At 64.0% G+C, this 13,964-nt stretch carries 13 protein-coding genes; 1 reads left to right on the forward strand and 12 read right to left on the reverse strand.

What is annotated here, in order from left to right; all coding sequences use genetic code 11:
* Positions 1–107: 107 nt before the first annotated feature.
* From QIY50_15405 to QIY50_15420, 4 genes are read right to left on the reverse strand one after another with little or no spacing between them, the layout of a single operon-like run.
* The gene (locus tag QIY50_15405) at positions 108–1,265 is read right to left on the reverse strand and encodes an ABC transporter ATP-binding protein (protein WGV18832.1); all 1,158 of its coding nucleotides are present in this window, start codon (positions 1,263–1,265) and stop codon (positions 108–110) included.
* A complete protein-coding gene (locus QIY50_15410) occupies positions 1,262–1,915 on the reverse strand; it encodes an ABC transporter permease (protein ID WGV18833.1) in 654 nt (217 codons plus the stop codon). Before QIY50_15410 ends, QIY50_15405 begins: the two co-directional genes overlap by 4 nt.
* Positions 1,912–2,826 (reverse strand): glycine betaine ABC transporter substrate-binding protein, encoded by a 915-nt coding sequence (locus tag QIY50_15415; GenBank protein WGV18834.1) that lies wholly within the window; start codon positions 2,824–2,826, stop codon positions 1,912–1,914. Before QIY50_15415 ends, QIY50_15410 begins: the two co-directional genes overlap by 4 nt.
* Before the next feature lie 13 nt (positions 2,827–2,839).
* Positions 2,840–3,553 carry an ABC transporter permease gene (locus QIY50_15420; protein WGV18835.1) on the reverse strand — a complete coding sequence of 238 codons (714 nt, stop codon included), beginning with the start codon at positions 3,551–3,553 and terminating at the stop codon, positions 2,840–2,842.
* 557 nt (positions 3,554–4,110) lie between these two features.
* Here QIY50_15420 and QIY50_15425 point away from each other — a divergent pair.
* On the forward strand, positions 4,111–5,694 hold the full coding sequence (locus QIY50_15425; protein ID WGV18836.1) for a peptide chain release factor 3: 1,584 nt from the start codon (positions 4,111–4,113) through the stop codon (positions 5,692–5,694).
* A gap of 130 nt (positions 5,695–5,824) precedes the next feature.
* On the opposite strand, the gene QIY50_15430 is transcribed toward QIY50_15425, so the two are convergent.
* The 8 genes from QIY50_15430 to QIY50_15465 all read right to left on the reverse strand — a co-directional run bounded on the left by QIY50_15430 (position 5,825) and on the right by QIY50_15465 (position 13,878).
* Complete coding sequence (locus QIY50_15430) at positions 5,825–6,904, reverse strand: polyamine ABC transporter substrate-binding protein (GenBank protein WGV18837.1); 1,080 nt, start codon at positions 6,902–6,904, stop codon at positions 5,825–5,827.
* Between the two features lie 52 nt (positions 6,905–6,956).
* Positions 6,957–7,298, reverse strand: a complete 342-nt coding sequence (locus tag QIY50_15435; GenBank protein ID WGV18838.1) for a cupin domain-containing protein — start codon at positions 7,296–7,298, stop codon at positions 6,957–6,959.
* 32 nt (positions 7,299–7,330) lie between these two features.
* The gene (locus tag QIY50_15440; protein ID WGV18839.1) at positions 7,331–8,737 is read right to left on the reverse strand and encodes an FAD-dependent oxidoreductase; all 1,407 of its coding nucleotides are present in this window, start codon (positions 8,735–8,737) and stop codon (positions 7,331–7,333) included.
* A gap of 64 nt (positions 8,738–8,801) precedes the next feature.
* Positions 8,802–9,611, reverse strand: a complete 810-nt coding sequence (locus QIY50_15445) for a nuclear transport factor 2 family protein (protein ID WGV18840.1) — start codon at positions 9,609–9,611, stop codon at positions 8,802–8,804.
* A gap of 372 nt (positions 9,612–9,983) precedes the next feature.
* Positions 9,984–10,952, reverse strand: coding sequence for a peptide ABC transporter ATP-binding protein (locus QIY50_15450; protein ID WGV18841.1), 969 nt, complete (start codon positions 10,950–10,952; stop codon positions 9,984–9,986).
* Positions 10,952–11,920, reverse strand: a complete 969-nt coding sequence (locus QIY50_15455) for an ABC transporter ATP-binding protein (protein WGV18842.1) — start codon at positions 11,918–11,920, stop codon at positions 10,952–10,954. The genes QIY50_15450 and QIY50_15455 overlap by 1 nt, the downstream gene beginning before the upstream one ends.
* Before the next feature lie 10 nt (positions 11,921–11,930).
* Entirely contained in the window at positions 11,931–12,857 is a 927-nt protein-coding gene (locus tag QIY50_15460) for an ABC transporter permease subunit (protein WGV18843.1), read from the reverse strand.
* Positions 12,858–12,867: 10 nt separating this feature from the next.
* On the reverse strand, positions 12,868–13,878 hold the full coding sequence (locus tag QIY50_15465) for an ABC transporter permease subunit (protein ID WGV18844.1): 1,011 nt from the start codon (positions 13,876–13,878) through the stop codon (positions 12,868–12,870).
* Positions 13,879–13,964 lie beyond the last annotated feature (86 nt).

Genomic DNA, 13,964 nt, shown 5'->3' on the forward strand with positions numbered 1-13,964 from the left:
GCCGCTTTGCGGCCCTTTCGCGACACAAGGCCGCTCCTACAGGGGAGCGCGATCTCCTGTAGGAGCGGCCTTGTGTCGCGAAAGGGGCGCAAAGCGCCCCCAGCAATCTAAGAGGCCACCGCCTCAGCCGGCGAAACGATGCTGGTCTTCGCTCCCCGCGAGCGCCCCGAGCTCAGGTAAGCCGCAATCGATTCCTGCGTCACCTCGCCCAAAAACACCTGCTCGGCATCCAGCACCGGCAGCCACGCCCGGTTGAACTCGTACATCCGCGACAGCAGTATGCGCAAATGCTCATCATGCGAAGCCGTGGCATTGAACGGCCGCAGGAAGTCGCCACAGGTCCCTTGCTGGCGATGCATGTCGCGCCGGCGCACGTAGCCCAGCGCCTTGTTCTGCGCATCGGTCACCACCACGTAGCGGCGGTCGTGCTCGTCCAGCAGCTCCAGCGCATCGCTCACCGGCGTCTGCGGGCTCACCGATGGCGCGTTGTCCGCCGCATCCTCCGCACGCACCAGCAGCAGCCGCTTGAGGGTGCTGTCCTGGCCGACGAAGTTGCTCACGAACTCGTCCGCCGGGTGCGCCAGCAGGGTATCCGGATGGTCCAGCTGCAACAGCTTGCCGGCGCGGAAGATGGCGATCTTGTCGCCCAGCTTGATCGCTTCGTCGATGTCGTGGCTGACCATGATCACGGTCTTGTTCAAGGCCCGCTGCATCTCGAAGAACTCGTTCTGGATCATCTCGCGGTTGATCGGGTCGACCGCGCCGAACGGCTCGTCCATCAGCAGCACCGGCGCTTCCGCCGCCAAGGCTCGGATCACGCCGATACGCTGCTGCTGGCCACCGGACAGCTCGCGCGGGTAACGCTGCAGGTACTGCTTGGGCTCCAGCTTGATCATGTGCATCAGTTCGCGGGCGCGTTCATGGCACTTCTGTTTGTCCCAGCCGAGCAGGCGCGGCACCACGGTGATGTTCTCCTCGATGGTCATGTTGGGGAACAGACCGATCTGCTGGATCACATAGCCGATGTGCCGGCGCAGGGTGACTTCGTCCAGCCCGGTGGTATCTTCGCCATTGATGAACACCTGGCCGGAAGTGGGGGGGATCAGGCGGTTGATCATTTTCAGGGTAGTGCTCTTGCCGCAGCCCGAGGGGCCGAGGAACACGCAGATTTCCCCTTCGTTGACGGTGAGGCTTACCGAATCGACGGCTTTGACGTCCTTGCCGTTGACGTTGAAGGTTTTGCTGAGGTTCTTCAGTTCGATCATGGGCGCAGTCCTTCTGGAGTCAGGGCACGTTGCAGGGTTTGCAGGAGCAGGTCGGCGATGATCGCCAGCAGGCTGACCAGCACGGCGCCGACCAGCAGCATCGACATGTCGCTGCGGCTGATGGAGGTAAGGATGAGTACGCCAAGGCCGCCCGCACCGATGGTGGCGGCGATGGTCATCACGCCGATGTTCATCACCACGGCGGTGCGCACGCCGGCGAGGATCACCGGCACGGCGATGGGCAGCTCGACCATGCGCAGGCGCTGGCCGAAGGTCATGCCGATGCCGCGCGCCGCTTCACGGATGCCGGGTTCGACGTTGGTCAGGGCCAGGTAGGTGTTGCGCAGGATCGGCAGAAGTGAATAGAGGAACACTGCAGTGATCGCCGGCAACGGCCCGAGGCCTTGGCCGAACCTGGAGTAGAACGGCAGCAGCAGGCCGAACAGGGCGATGGAAGGAATGGTCAGCAGCACCGTGGCGCTGGCCTGCAAGGGGCCGGCGACTGCCGGGAAGCGGGTCATCAGGATGCCCAGCGGCACGCCGACGATGATCGCCAGGCCGACGGCGACGCCGACCAGCATGATGTGCTGCCAGGTCAGCTGCAGCACCTGGGCCCAGTCGAGGTGGGCGAATGTGTCGAGCAGGTTCATGGTTGGCCCTCGCTGTTCAGTGGGTGCTCACGCAGGAAGGTGGCGGCCACGGACGTCGGGTTCTGGTGCTCGACATCGACCTTGGCATTGAGTTGGCGCATGGTTTCGTCATCCAGTTGCTCGGCCAGTGGCTTGAGCAGGCTGGCCAGCTTCGGGTTGGCGTCGAGTACCTGTTTGCGCACCACCGGGGCGGCGGTGTAGTCCGGGAAGTAGTGCTTGTCGTCTTCCAGCAGCTTGAGGTTGAACGCATTCAGGCGACCATCGGTGGTGTACACCAGGCCTGCGAACACCTGGTTGTTGTGCATGGCGGTGTAGACCAGGCCGGCATCCATCTGGCGGATGTTGGCACGGCCCACCTGCAAGTCGTACATCGCCTTCAGGCCGACCAGCCCGTCCGGGCGGTTGGCGAACTCGGTGTCCAGCGCCACCAGGTGGTTGCGGCGGCTTTCGTCACGCAGCACCTGGTTGAGGTCGCTGATCGAGTTGATCTGTGGATAAGCCTCGGCGACCTGCCTGGGCAGGCCCAGCGCGTAGGTGTTGCTGAACTTCGACGGGGTCAGCCAGATCAGGCCCTTGTTCGCGTCCAGTGCCTTGACCTTGGCGTAGGTAGCCTCGGCACTGGGCATGCGCTCATCGATATGGTTGTACGACACCAGTGACACACCGGTGTATTCCCACATCAGGTCTAGCTGCCCGGTTTCCTGGGCCTGGCGCGCGATGCTGCTGCCCAGGCCGCTGGTGACGCGCACGTCGAAGCCGTTGGCGCGCAGGTATTGCGCGGTGATTTCGGCGAGTACGGTCTGTTCGGTGAACACCCGCGCGCCGATGCGGATCAACGGTTTTTCCGCTGCCTGGGCAAATCCTGCGAACAGCAGGGCCGCGCCCAGCAGCAAGGCGATTCTCTTGTTCATGCGTTCCCTCTTGTTATCCAGCCAGGCCACGTTCCAGCCAGCGTTTGCTGGAGGCACTCACCGCCGCGTCGAGCACCAGCGCCAGCAGCGCGGTGCAGGCAGCGCCGAGCAGCAGTTGTGGCTGGTTGTTCAGGGCAATGCCGGGGAAGATCAGGCTGCCCAGGCTGTTGGCGCCAATCAGGAACGCCAGTGGCGCGGTGCCGACGTTCAGCGCCAGGGCCACGCGCACACCGCCGACGATGATCGGCACGGCGTTGGGCAGTTCCACCTGCCACAGTTGCTGACGCGGGGTCATGCCGATGCCGGTGGCGGCTTCCTTGAGCGAGGCGGGGACGTTTTTCAGGCCCTCGTAGGTGTTGCGCACGATGGGCAGGAGGGAGGCGAGGAACAGCGCGAAGATCGCGGGCCCGGCGCCGATGCCGAGGATACTCAGGGCGATGGCCAGAACGGCCAGGGGAGGGATGGTGTTGCCAACGTTGAACAACTGCATGAAGCGCTCGGCTTTGTCGACCCGGTGCGGTCGACTCAAGGCAATGCCGGCGGGGATGCCCACGGCCAGCGCCGCCGCCATCGAAGCCAGCACCAGTACCAGGTGCGCTTGCAGGTAGAACCCAAGATCGTCGCGATAACGCGCGATCGTGTCGATGCCGATCCAGTGGACCAGCAGGGCCAGGATGACGAGCACGGTGGCCCATCCCAACAGCCCTTTTCCGTAGCGTTTTGCCACAGGCGGACTCCTTGTGTAGTCGGCGAGCACACTTCTTGGTTGCCGGCCATTCCTGGCGGCGGGTGGTGTGTTCGCGAGTAGCAGCGTGAGGCACCCCGTAGGCTGCGATCAGGCCATGAGCCGAACCCCGTCGGGCCCGATATTGCTGATGAAACCAGTCCCCAAGCGAAGCGGGTTGCGGGGGAGTGGACGTCTCCGAGGGCGTAAAGGTTCCCATCTGGGGCGGCATTTGGCCAGTGCTAATCACTGGGTGTTCATGAAAACGGCGAGAAAAAACAGTGGTTTAATGTTCTGCAGGCGTTGAATGACCTGCTCTGTGGCGATTTGTCGGGATAAACGGATTGACTGGTGAAGGTATTGTGGCTGTGCCGGCCTCTTCGCGGGCACGCCCGCTCCCACAGGTACCGCACAGATTTTGGATGCGGTGCGGTCACTGTGGGAGCGGGCGTGCCCGCGAAAGGGCCGGAACAGGCATCGCCGGTGCAGCAGGTTTTGGTCCCGGCCCAACTTCAGGTATGATATCGCCCCTTTTAAATCCCCCAGTCAGGCGATTTCCCATGACCAACCAGGCCGCCGAAGTCGCGAAGCGCCGCACTTTCGCAATCATTTCCCACCCCGACGCCGGTAAGACCACCATCACCGAGAAGCTGCTGCTGATGGGCAAGGCCATTGCCGTCGCCGGTACCGTGAAGTCGCGCAAGTCCGACCGCCACGCCACCTCCGACTGGATGGAAATGGAGAAGCAGCGCGGCATTTCCATCACCACCTCGGTGATGCAGTTCCCGTACCGCGAGCACATGATCAACCTGCTCGACACCCCAGGCCACGAAGACTTTTCGGAAGACACCTACCGCACCCTGACCGCGGTGGACTCGGCGCTGATGGTGCTCGACGGCGGTAAAGGTGTAGAGCCACGTACCATCGCCCTGATGGACGTGTGCCGCCTGCGCGACACACCGATCGTCAGCTTCATCAACAAGCTCGACCGCGACATCCGCGACCCGATCGAACTGCTGGACGAGATCGAAGCGGTACTGAAGATCAAGGCTGCGCCGATCACCTGGCCGATCGGCTGCTACCGCGACTTCAAGGGCGTGTACCACCTGACCGGTGACTACATCGTGGTGTACACCCCGGGCCACGGCCACGAGCGCACCGAAGCCAAGATCATCCAGAAGCTGGATTCCGATGAGGCCCGTGCCCACCTGGGCGACCAGTACGACTCGTTCGTCGAACAGCTGGAGCTGGTGCAGGGTGCCTGCCACGATTTCAACCAGGAAGAGTTCATCAACGGTCAGCTGACCCCGGTGTTCTTCGGTACCGCGTTGGGCAACTTCGGTGTCGACCACGTGCTCGACGCAGTAGTCGACTGGGCGCCGCGTCCACTGGGCCGTGTTGCCCACGAGCGCACCGTCGAGCCTGTGGAAGAGAAGTTCACCGGTTTCGTGTTCAAGATCCAGGCGAACATGGACCCGAAACACCGCGACCGCATCGCCTTCATGCGCATCTGCTCGGGCAAGTACGAAAAGGGCATGAAGATGCGCCACGTGCGGATCAACAAGGACCTGCGTATCGGCGATGCGCTGACCTTCTTCTCCTCCGAGCGCGAGCAGCTGGAAGAGGCCTATGCCGGCGACATCATCGGCCTGCACAACCACGGCACCATCCAGATCGGCGACACCTTCACCGAAGGCGAGGCGCTGGGCTTCACCGGTATCCCGCACTTCGCCCCGGAGCTGTTCCGCCGCGTGCGCCTGAAGGACCCGCTGAAATCCAAGCAGTTGCGCCAGGGCCTGCAACAGCTGGCCGAAGAGGGTGCTACCCAGGTGTTCTTCCCTGAGCGCAGCAACGACATCATCCTCGGTGCAGTCGGTGTGCTGCAGTTCGACGTGGTCGCCAGCCGCCTGAAGGAAGAGTACAAAGTCGAGTGCGCCTATGAGCCGATCACCGTATGGTCGGCGCGCTGGATCGGCTGCGACGACAAGAAGAAGCTCGAGGAATTCCAGAACAAGGCCATGGAAAACCTGGCCATCGACGGCGGCGGGCACCTGACCTACCTGGCACCGACCCGGGTCAACCTGTCGCTGATGGAAGAGCGCTGGCCGGACATCAAGTTCCGCGCTACCCGCGAGCATCACTGATCGCAGAATTGGGGCTGCTTTGCAGCCCTTCGCGGGCGCGCCCGCTCCCACAGGGAATCACAACACCTGAAGGTTGCGCGATCCTTGTGGGAGCGGGCGTGCCCGCGAAGGGCCGCAAAGCGGCCCCGATTCAATTTCCTGCCTTGATACTGGTCCAGATCCGCGTCCGAATACGGTCGATCTTCGCCGGCATCGCCTCCAGCGCATACAGCTTGCCCATCACGTCCTCGCTCGGGTAAATCATCGTATTACCCTTCATCGCCGGCTCCACCAGCCCGTCCGCCTTGAGGTTGCCGTTGGCGTACTGCACATGGTTGCTGATGTTGGCCATCACCTCTGGCTGCAGCAGGTAGTTCATGTAGGCGTAACCGGCCTTCTCATCTGGTGCATCGGCCGGCATGGCCACCATGTCGAACCACATCGGCGCACCTTCCTTGGGGATCGAATACCCCACCTTCACCCCGTTCTTCGCCTCTTCGGCGCGGTTCTTCGCCTGCAGCACATCCCCCGAGAAGCCCACCACCACGCAGATGTCGCCGTTGGCCAGGTCACCGGTGTACTTCGAGGAGTGGAAGTAGCTGATGTACGGCCGCACCTGCATCAGCAGCGCCTTGGCCTTGTCGTAGTCGGCCGGGTTCTGGCTGTGGTGCGGCAGGCCCAGGTAGTGCAGGGCGATGGGCAACAGCTCGGGGCCGTTGTCCAGCACGGCGACGCCGCAACTTTTCAGCTTGCTCATGTACTCGGGCTTGAAGATCAGGTCCCAGGAGTCCACCGGTGCGTTGTCGCCGAGCACCGTCTTGACCTTGTCGACGTTGTAGCCGATGCCAGTGCTGCCCCACAGGTACGGGAAGCCGTACTGGTTGCCCGGGTCGTTCACCTCCAGCGCCTTCATCAGCACCGGGTTGAGGTTGTGCCAGTTGGGCAGCTGCGACTTGTCCAGCGGCTTCAGGGCCTTGCCCTGGATCTGCCGAGCCATGAAATGGTTGGACGGAAACACCACGTCGTAGCCGGAGTTGCCAGTCATCAGCTTACCGTCGAGGGTTTCGTTGCTGTCGTAAACGTCGTAGGTGGGCACGATACCGCTGGCTTGCTGGAAGTTTTTCAGTGTGTCGGGGGCAACGTAGCTGGACCAGTTGTAGATCTTCACCGTTTCGGCGGCGCCGGCCACGCTGGCGGCCAGCATCAAGGGGGCGAGAAGGAGCGTGCGCATGTCGGGGTTACCTTGCTTTGTCTGTTGTTATCGAAGGCAGGCGATCAGCGGATCAGAAAATAAGGACGTAGGTCTTGCGCACGGTCTCCTGGATATCCCAGGTGCCGGTGCTGTTGGCCGGTAGCATCAATGCGTCTCCGGCTTCTATGAACAGGGGCTGGCCACCATCGGGGGTGAAGGTGCAGCGGCCCTTGATGAAATGGCAGAACTCCTGCTGCACGATCTGCCGTCGCCAGCGCCCGGGGGTGCACTCCCAGATGCCGGTTTCAACGCCGTCGCTGCGTTCCACGCAGGTGACCGAGGTCACCGCCACAGGCTCGCCGAGCGGTACTGCAACGGGGTTGGAGCTATCGAGCACGGCGCTATCGGTGTTCTTGAAATGGGTGATGCTCATGACCGGTAAATCCTGTGTCGGGAAAAGGGAAGTCAGCGCATGAAGCCTTCCATGAAGTCTGCAAGGTTGCTGGCAAGGCGCCGCCTCCAAGGCGCACTGGCGGGGTTGGCAAGGGTCCGGTCCTCGTGGACGAAACTCTGGATGATCGCGTTGTAGCCGAGCCACCGGCACGGCTCGGGCGGCCAGCTGGCAAGGCTCGCAACCGGGCGGTTGTCGAGCACCCAGGGTTGCGCGGTCAGCTCGTTGTGCTGGTTGAGGATCAGCGCCGCCAGGGTGCGCCCGCCCAGGTTGGTGGCGCCGACACCTTCACCGCCGTAGCCGCCGGCCAGGGCGATGCCACGCTGGCGGTCGCAGAGCATGTGCGGGCGGAAGCGCCGCGCCATGCCCAGGTTGCCGCCCCAGGAATGGGTGATGCGCACGTGCTTCAGCTGAGGGAACAGTTCGCTGAACAGGTAGCGGCGCAGCTCGATTTCCTGTTCAGTGAGGGTGAAGTTTTCGCGCAGGCGGCCACCGAAGCGGTAGCCGCCACGGGCGCCGAACACCAGGCGGTTGTCGGCGGTGCGCTGGCCGTAGGTGACCTGGCGGCTGCTCTCGCTGAAGGCCTGGCCCCGGTTCAGGCCGATCTGTTCCCAGGTGGCTTCCGGCAGGGGGGCGGTGGCCACCAGCAGGCTTTGTACCGGCAGCTGATGTTTGCCCAGTGGTGGCAGGCTGACGGCGTAGCCCTCCACGGCGGGTACCATCCATTGGCATCGAATGCGCGCCAATGGGGTACGCACCTCACCGGGCTGCCAGTCGATGGCGGGTGTGTTTTCGTAGATGGGTACGCCCAGCGCTCCTACCGCCCGGGCCAGGCCACGCGCCAGCTTGGCGGGTTGGATGGTTGCGGTGTGCGGGCTGTAGATGGCGCCATAGGCGTTGCTGACCCGCAACTGGGCGTCCAGCTGTTCGGGGCGCAGCCAGCGGTAGTCGTCCTCGGTCATGCCTTGGCGATAAAGATCGTCGAGGTAGGCGCGCAGACTGCGCTCCTGTTCCGGGTAGCGCGCGGCGCAGTACAGCACGCCGCCTTTGCGGTAGTCGCAGTCGATGCCTTCGCGTTGCAGCACGCTGTGCACTTCATCGGGTATGCCATGCAGCAGGTCGATGCTGGCGCGGCGCTGTTGCGGCGACAGGGTGGCCAGCAGGCGGTCTTCGCCGAGCAGGTTGCCCATCAGCCAGCCGCCGTTGCGCCCGGAAGCACCGAAGCCGGCAATGTTGGCGTCGATCACGGCGATGTTCAGCTGCGGCGCCTGACGCTTTAGGTAGTAGGCGGTCCACAGGCCGGTGTAGCCGGCGCCGATGATGCACACATCCGCGTTCAGGTCCTCGCGCAGGGCCGGGCGGGCGCACAGCGGCTCGTCAAGCTGGTCCATCCACAGGCTGAGCGTGCGCAGGGGTTGCATCGGGTTCGGCTCCACATCCGTCAAGGTCTGTGGGCGATCCTAGTGGTGTCGGCGGGCGGCTGTCCTACGTGCGTGCACGCAGGGAAATTTGCTTCAGGTACGCCTTGGGGGTGAGCCCGGTGTGTTCGCGGAAGCACTTGTAGAACGCTGACAGCGAGTTGAAACCGGCATTGAACGCCAACTCGTCGATCGTGGCCTCGACGCTGTCGTCATCGAGGCTGGCCATCAGGTGCTGCAGGCGGGCCTGGTTGACGTAGCGGTAAAAGCTTCGCCCGAGTACCTGGTTGAGCAGGTAGGAGATCTGGTTGCGGCTGTAGCCGCTGGCGTCGGCAACCTGCTGCAGGTCCAGCTCCGGGTCCAGGTAGGGGCGCTGGCGCTGGAAGTAGTGCTCCAGGTCCTGGGCCATGGTCGACAGTTGCCGGGGGGACAGGCCAAGGCGGCTGGTGGCTGGGCGCGGGCCGCTGCTGGGGTGGCCGCTGCCGTTCTGACGGACCAGCGTGGCGTACTCGTTTACTTGCCAGATCAGGCCGTCCTTGACGGTGATCGCCTCGCTGGACTGGAACGCCACCAGCCCGTCACCACCCTGCACCGTGACCTGGTACTGGATGAACGCGGTACAGCCATCGACGCGGATGCGGTCGATGTGGACGATGTCCTCGCCGGCTTCATGGGGCAGGCAGGCGCGCACGTAGTCGTGCAGTTCCTGGTAGCCGAGCACGCGGTTCTGGAAGAAGTCGTGGTACTGGATGTCGGGGTGGTAGAGCGCAATGACGCCGTCGAGGTCGCGGTGCTTCCAGCACAGGTGGTAGCGCAGCACGGTGTCGGCGGTGAGCGAGGTCTGCTCGGGGCCGTCGGGGAGGGTGGTGGCGGTCATGCGCCTGATAGTGCATTGCAGAACACCCAGGTGCAAGGGGGCGGATCCGGCATATTGCACGGTTTTGCCAAGCGGCTTGGGAGGTAAGCCCTTGATTCATATGAATGTAGTTTTTTGATACCAGTGGCATGGCGAGTGCACCGGTTTGTTCACCATCGAACAAGGAGAAAGGCCATGCGCTCGATACTGCTTTGGATGATCGGGGTGCCGATTCCGGTGATTATCCTGATCTGGTTCTTTATGCATTGAGATTTTCGGGGCCGCTTTGCGGCCCATCGCCGGCAAGCCAGCTCCCACAGGTACTGCACAGGGCTTGGGTACTGTGGAGATCCTTGTGGGAGCTGGCTTGCCGGCGATGAAGGCTACGCCGATTTAGAGGAACTGCTCGGCATAGTGACAAGCCACCTGCCGGGTACCCACCTGCCTAAGCGCCGGCACTTCCTTGGCACACCGCTCGGTCGCATACGGGCAGCGCTTGTGAAACGCACACCCATCCGGCGGGTTCAGCGGGTTGGGCAACTCCCCGGCAATACGGATCTTCGGCTTCAACGGGTCCGGGTGAATCGCCGGCGTGGCCGATAGCAATGCCTGGGTATACGGGTGCAATGGTCGTTCGTAAATATCTTCTTTCGGCCCCATCTCCGCCGGCCGCCCCAAATACATCACCAGTACCTGATCGGCCACATGCCGCACCACCGCCAGGTTGTGCGAGATGAACACATAGGCGGTGTTGAACTCCTTCTGCAAGTCCATGAACAGGTTCAGCACCTGAGCCTGGATCGACACGTCCAGCGCCGAGGTCGGCTCGTCCGCCACCAGCACCTTGGGTTGCAGCATCATTGCCCGGGCCAGGGCGATACGCTGGCGCTGGCCACCGGAGAACATGTGCGGGTAGCGCTGGTAATGCTCGGGGCGCAGGCCGACCTGTTCCATCATCTTCTGCACCTTTTCTCGCCGCTCGGCCTTGCTTAGCGAGGTGTTGATCAGCAGCGGCTCGGCCAGCTGGTCACCAATCTTCTGCCGTGGGTTGAGCGAGGCGTAGGGGCTCTGGAACACCATCTGTACGTCGCGGCGCAGTTGCTTGCGCTCGCTCTTGCTGGCGCCTTTCACTTCGGTGCCGGCAATTTGCAGCGAACCGGACGACGGCTCTTCGATCAGGGTCAGGGCGCGGGCCAGGGTGGACTTGCCGCAGCCGGACTCGCCGACCACGGCCAGGGTCTTGCCGGCCTCCAGTTCGAACGACACGCCATTCAGCGCGCGGACCAGGGCGTGGCCCTTGAACAGCCCGCGGGAGACTTCGTAATGCCGGGTCAGCTCCCGGGCGGATAGAACGACGGCCATCACGCCACCTCCTGGTTCAGCGGGTAGAAGCAACGCACCAGGCCATGGGCCTGGGGATCGAGGGGCGGGCGCTGGCGCCGGCAGTTGTCCTGCACGTACGGGCAGCGCGGTGACAGCAGGCACCCCACGGGGCGGTCGTAGCGGCCGGGGACGATGCCGGGCAGGGTGGCCAGGCGTTCGGCACCGATGCTGTGCTCGGGGATCGCCGCCAGCAACGCTTCGCTGTAGGGGTGAGCGGGCACATCGAACAGCTCCGGCACCTGGCCCACTTCCACGGCCTGGCCGGCGTACATCACGCACACCCGCCTGGCCGTTTCGGCGACCACGGCGAGGTCGTGGGTGATCAGGATGAGCGCCATGTTGCGCTCCTTCTGCAGGTTGACCAGCAGCTCCATGATCTGCGCCTGGATGGTCACGTCCAGCGCAGTGGTGGGCTCGTCGGCAATCAGCAGCTTGGGCTCGCCGGCAATCGCCATGGCAATCGCCACGCGCTGGCTCATGCCGCCGGACAGTTGGTGCGGGTAGGCGTCCAGGCGGCTTTCGGCAGCCGGGATCTCGACCTTTTTCAGCAGCTCCAGGGCACGCTGGCGTGCGGCCTTGCCCTTCAGGCCCAGGTGCTGGCGCAGCACTTCCTCGATCTGATAGCCCACGGTGTAGCTGGGGTTGAGCGCGGTCATCGGGTCCTGGAAGACCATGGCGATGTCCTTGCCCACCACCTTGCGTCGCTGCCGGCCGCTGAGCTTGAGCATGTCGGTGCCGTCGAAGGTGAGTGCGTCGGCAGTGATGCGCCCCGGGGCATCGATCAGGCCCATCAGGGCCATCATGGTCACGGACTTGCCCGAGCCGGATTCGCCGACAATGGCCAGGATCTCGCCGGCCTCCACCATCAGGTCCAGGCCATCGACCACCGGTACCGCATTGGCGTCGCCGAAGCGCACGTTAAGGTTGTTGATTTGCAACAGTGACATGGCGTTCTCCTCAGGCGGCGTTCTTGAGTTTCGGGTCCAGCGCATCGCGCAGGCCGTCGCCCATCAGGTTGATTGCCAGCACACTGAGCAGAATGGTCAGGCCGGGCAAGCTCACTACCCACCAGGCGCGCTCGATGTAGTCGCGGGCCGAAGCCAGCATGGTGCCCCACTCCGGGGTCGGCGGCTGCACGCCAAGGCCGAGGAAGCCCAGAGCGGCGGCGTCGAGGATGGCCGAAGAGAAGCTGAGGGTGGCTTGCACGATCAGCGGTGCCATGCAGTTGGGCAGCACGGTGACGAACATCAGCCGTGGCAGCCCTGCACCCGCCAGGCGGGCGGCGGTGACGTAGTCGCGGTTCAGCTCGCCCATCACGGCGGCGCGGGTCAGGCGCACGTAGGATGGCAACGACACGATGGCGATGGCGATCACGGTGTTGATCAGGCCTGGGCCGAGGATGGCGACGATGGCTACTGCCAGCAGCAGCGAGGGCAGGGCCAGCATCACGTCCATCAGGCGCATGATCGACGGGCCGAGCAGTTGCGGGAAGAAACCGGCCAGCAGGCCCAGCAGGATGCCAGGGATCAACGACATCAGCACCGACGACAGGCCGATCAGCAGCGACAGCCGCGCGCCCTGGATCAGCCGCGAAAGCAGGTCGCGGCCCAGCTCGTCGGTGCCGAGGATGAACTGCCAGCTGCCACCTTCGAGCCACACCGGCGGGGTCAGCAGGAACTCGCGGTACTGCTCGCTCGGGTCGTGCGGGGCGACCCACGGCGCGAACAGCGCGCAGAACACCACCAGGCACATGAAGGCCAGGCCCATCACCGCGCCTTTGTTGCGGGCGAAGGCTTGCCAGAATTCTTTGTACGGTGAGGGGTAGAGCAGGCTCTGGTCCACCGGGCTGGCCGGCGTGACGGATTTCGGAATCGGGCTAGTCATGACGAGGGCCTCAGCGCTGATGACGGATGCGTGGGTTGGCCAGGCCGTAGAGGATGTCCACGACGAAGTTGACCAGGATTACCAGGCAGGCGATCAACAGGATGCCGTTCTGGACCACGGGGTAGTCACGGGCACCGATGGCTTCGATCAGCCACTTGCCGATGCCCGGCCAGGAAAAGATGGTTTCGGTCAGCACTGCACCGGCCAGCAGCGTGCCGACCTGCAGGCCGAACACGGTCAGCACCGGGATCAGCGCGTTGCGCAGGCCGTGCACGAACACCACGCGAGCTGGCGACAGGCCTTTGGCGCGGGCGGTGCGGATGTAGTCCTCGCGCAGCACTTCGAGCATCGACGAGCGGGTCATGCGGGCGATCACCGCCAGCGGGATGGTGCCGAGCACGATGGCCGGCAGGATCAGGTGCATCACCGCGTCCTTGAAAGCGCCTTCCTCGTCGCTGAGCAGGGTGTCGATGAGCATGAAACCGGTCTTCGGCTCGATGTCATAGAGTAGGTCGATGCGCCCGGACACCGGGGTCCAGCCCAGGCTCACCGAGAAGAACATGATCAGGATCAGGCCCCACCAGAAGATCGGCATCGAGTAACCGGCCAGGGAAATGCCCATTACCCCATGGTCGAACAGCGAACCGCGCTTGAGCGCGGCAATCACCCCGGCCAGCAGGCCGACGATGCCGGCGAACAGCAGGGCGGCGAAGGCCAGTTCGAGGGTGGCCGGGAACAGGGTGAGGAACTCGTGCCACACGCTCTCGCGGGTGCGCAGCGATTCACCGAGGTCACCCTGGGCCAGCTTGCCGACATAGTCCAGGTACTGGACCGGCAGCGGCTTGTTCAGGCCAAGGCGCTCCATGGCCTGGGCATGCATTTCGGGGTCGACCCTGCGCTCGCCCATCATCACTTCCACCGGGTCGCCGGGGATCAGGCGTATGAGCGCGAAGGTCAGCAAGGTGATACCGAAAAAGGTCGGTATCAGCAGGCCAAGGCGCCGGGCAATAAAGCTCAACATTGTCGGGGTTACCTCATCAGGCCGTGGGGCGATCAGCCCGCTACGGTGGTGCCGCCGGTTCCCGTGCGGGGTGCCGGCGGTCGTTG

It is taken from the genome of Pseudomonas putida (assembly GCA_029953615.1).
Classification (GTDB): Bacteria; Pseudomonadota; Gammaproteobacteria; order Pseudomonadales; family Pseudomonadaceae; genus Aquipseudomonas.

What these genes read in the sequence shown, in the direction of transcription:
- QIY50_15405 (WGV18832.1), bottom strand. Translation starts at nt 1,265, where the DNA reads ATGATCGAACTGAAGAACCTCAGCAAAACCTTCAACGTCAACGGCAAG.
- QIY50_15445 (WGV18840.1), bottom strand. Translation starts at nt 9,611, where the DNA reads ATGACCGCCACCACCCTCCCCGACGGCCCCGAGCAGACCTCGCTCACC.
- QIY50_15465 (WGV18844.1), bottom strand. Translation starts at nt 13,878, where the DNA reads ATGTTGAGCTTTATTGCCCGGCGCCTTGGCCTGCTGATACCGACCTTT.
- QIY50_15460 (WGV18843.1), bottom strand. Translation starts at nt 12,857, where the DNA reads ATGACTAGCCCGATTCCGAAATCCGTCACGCCGGCCAGCCCGGTGGAC.
- QIY50_15425 (WGV18836.1), top strand. Translation starts at nt 4,111, where the DNA reads ATGACCAACCAGGCCGCCGAAGTCGCGAAGCGCCGCACTTTCGCAATC.
- QIY50_15450 (WGV18841.1), bottom strand. Translation starts at nt 10,952, where the DNA reads ATGGCCGTCGTTCTATCCGCCCGGGAGCTGACCCGGCATTACGAAGTC.
- QIY50_15455 (WGV18842.1), bottom strand. Translation starts at nt 11,920, where the DNA reads ATGTCACTGTTGCAAATCAACAACCTTAACGTGCGCTTCGGCGACGCC.
- QIY50_15430 (WGV18837.1), bottom strand. Translation starts at nt 6,904, where the DNA reads ATGCGCACGCTCCTTCTCGCCCCCTTGATGCTGGCCGCCAGCGTGGCC.
- QIY50_15410 (WGV18833.1), bottom strand. Translation starts at nt 1,915, where the DNA reads ATGAACCTGCTCGACACATTCGCCCACCTCGACTGGGCCCAGGTGCTG.
- QIY50_15440 (WGV18839.1), bottom strand. Translation starts at nt 8,737, where the DNA reads ATGCAACCCCTGCGCACGCTCAGCCTGTGGATGGACCAGCTTGACGAG.
- QIY50_15435 (WGV18838.1), bottom strand. Translation starts at nt 7,298, where the DNA reads ATGAGCATCACCCATTTCAAGAACACCGATAGCGCCGTGCTCGATAGC.
- QIY50_15415 (WGV18834.1), bottom strand. Translation starts at nt 2,826, where the DNA reads ATGAACAAGAGAATCGCCTTGCTGCTGGGCGCGGCCCTGCTGTTCGCA.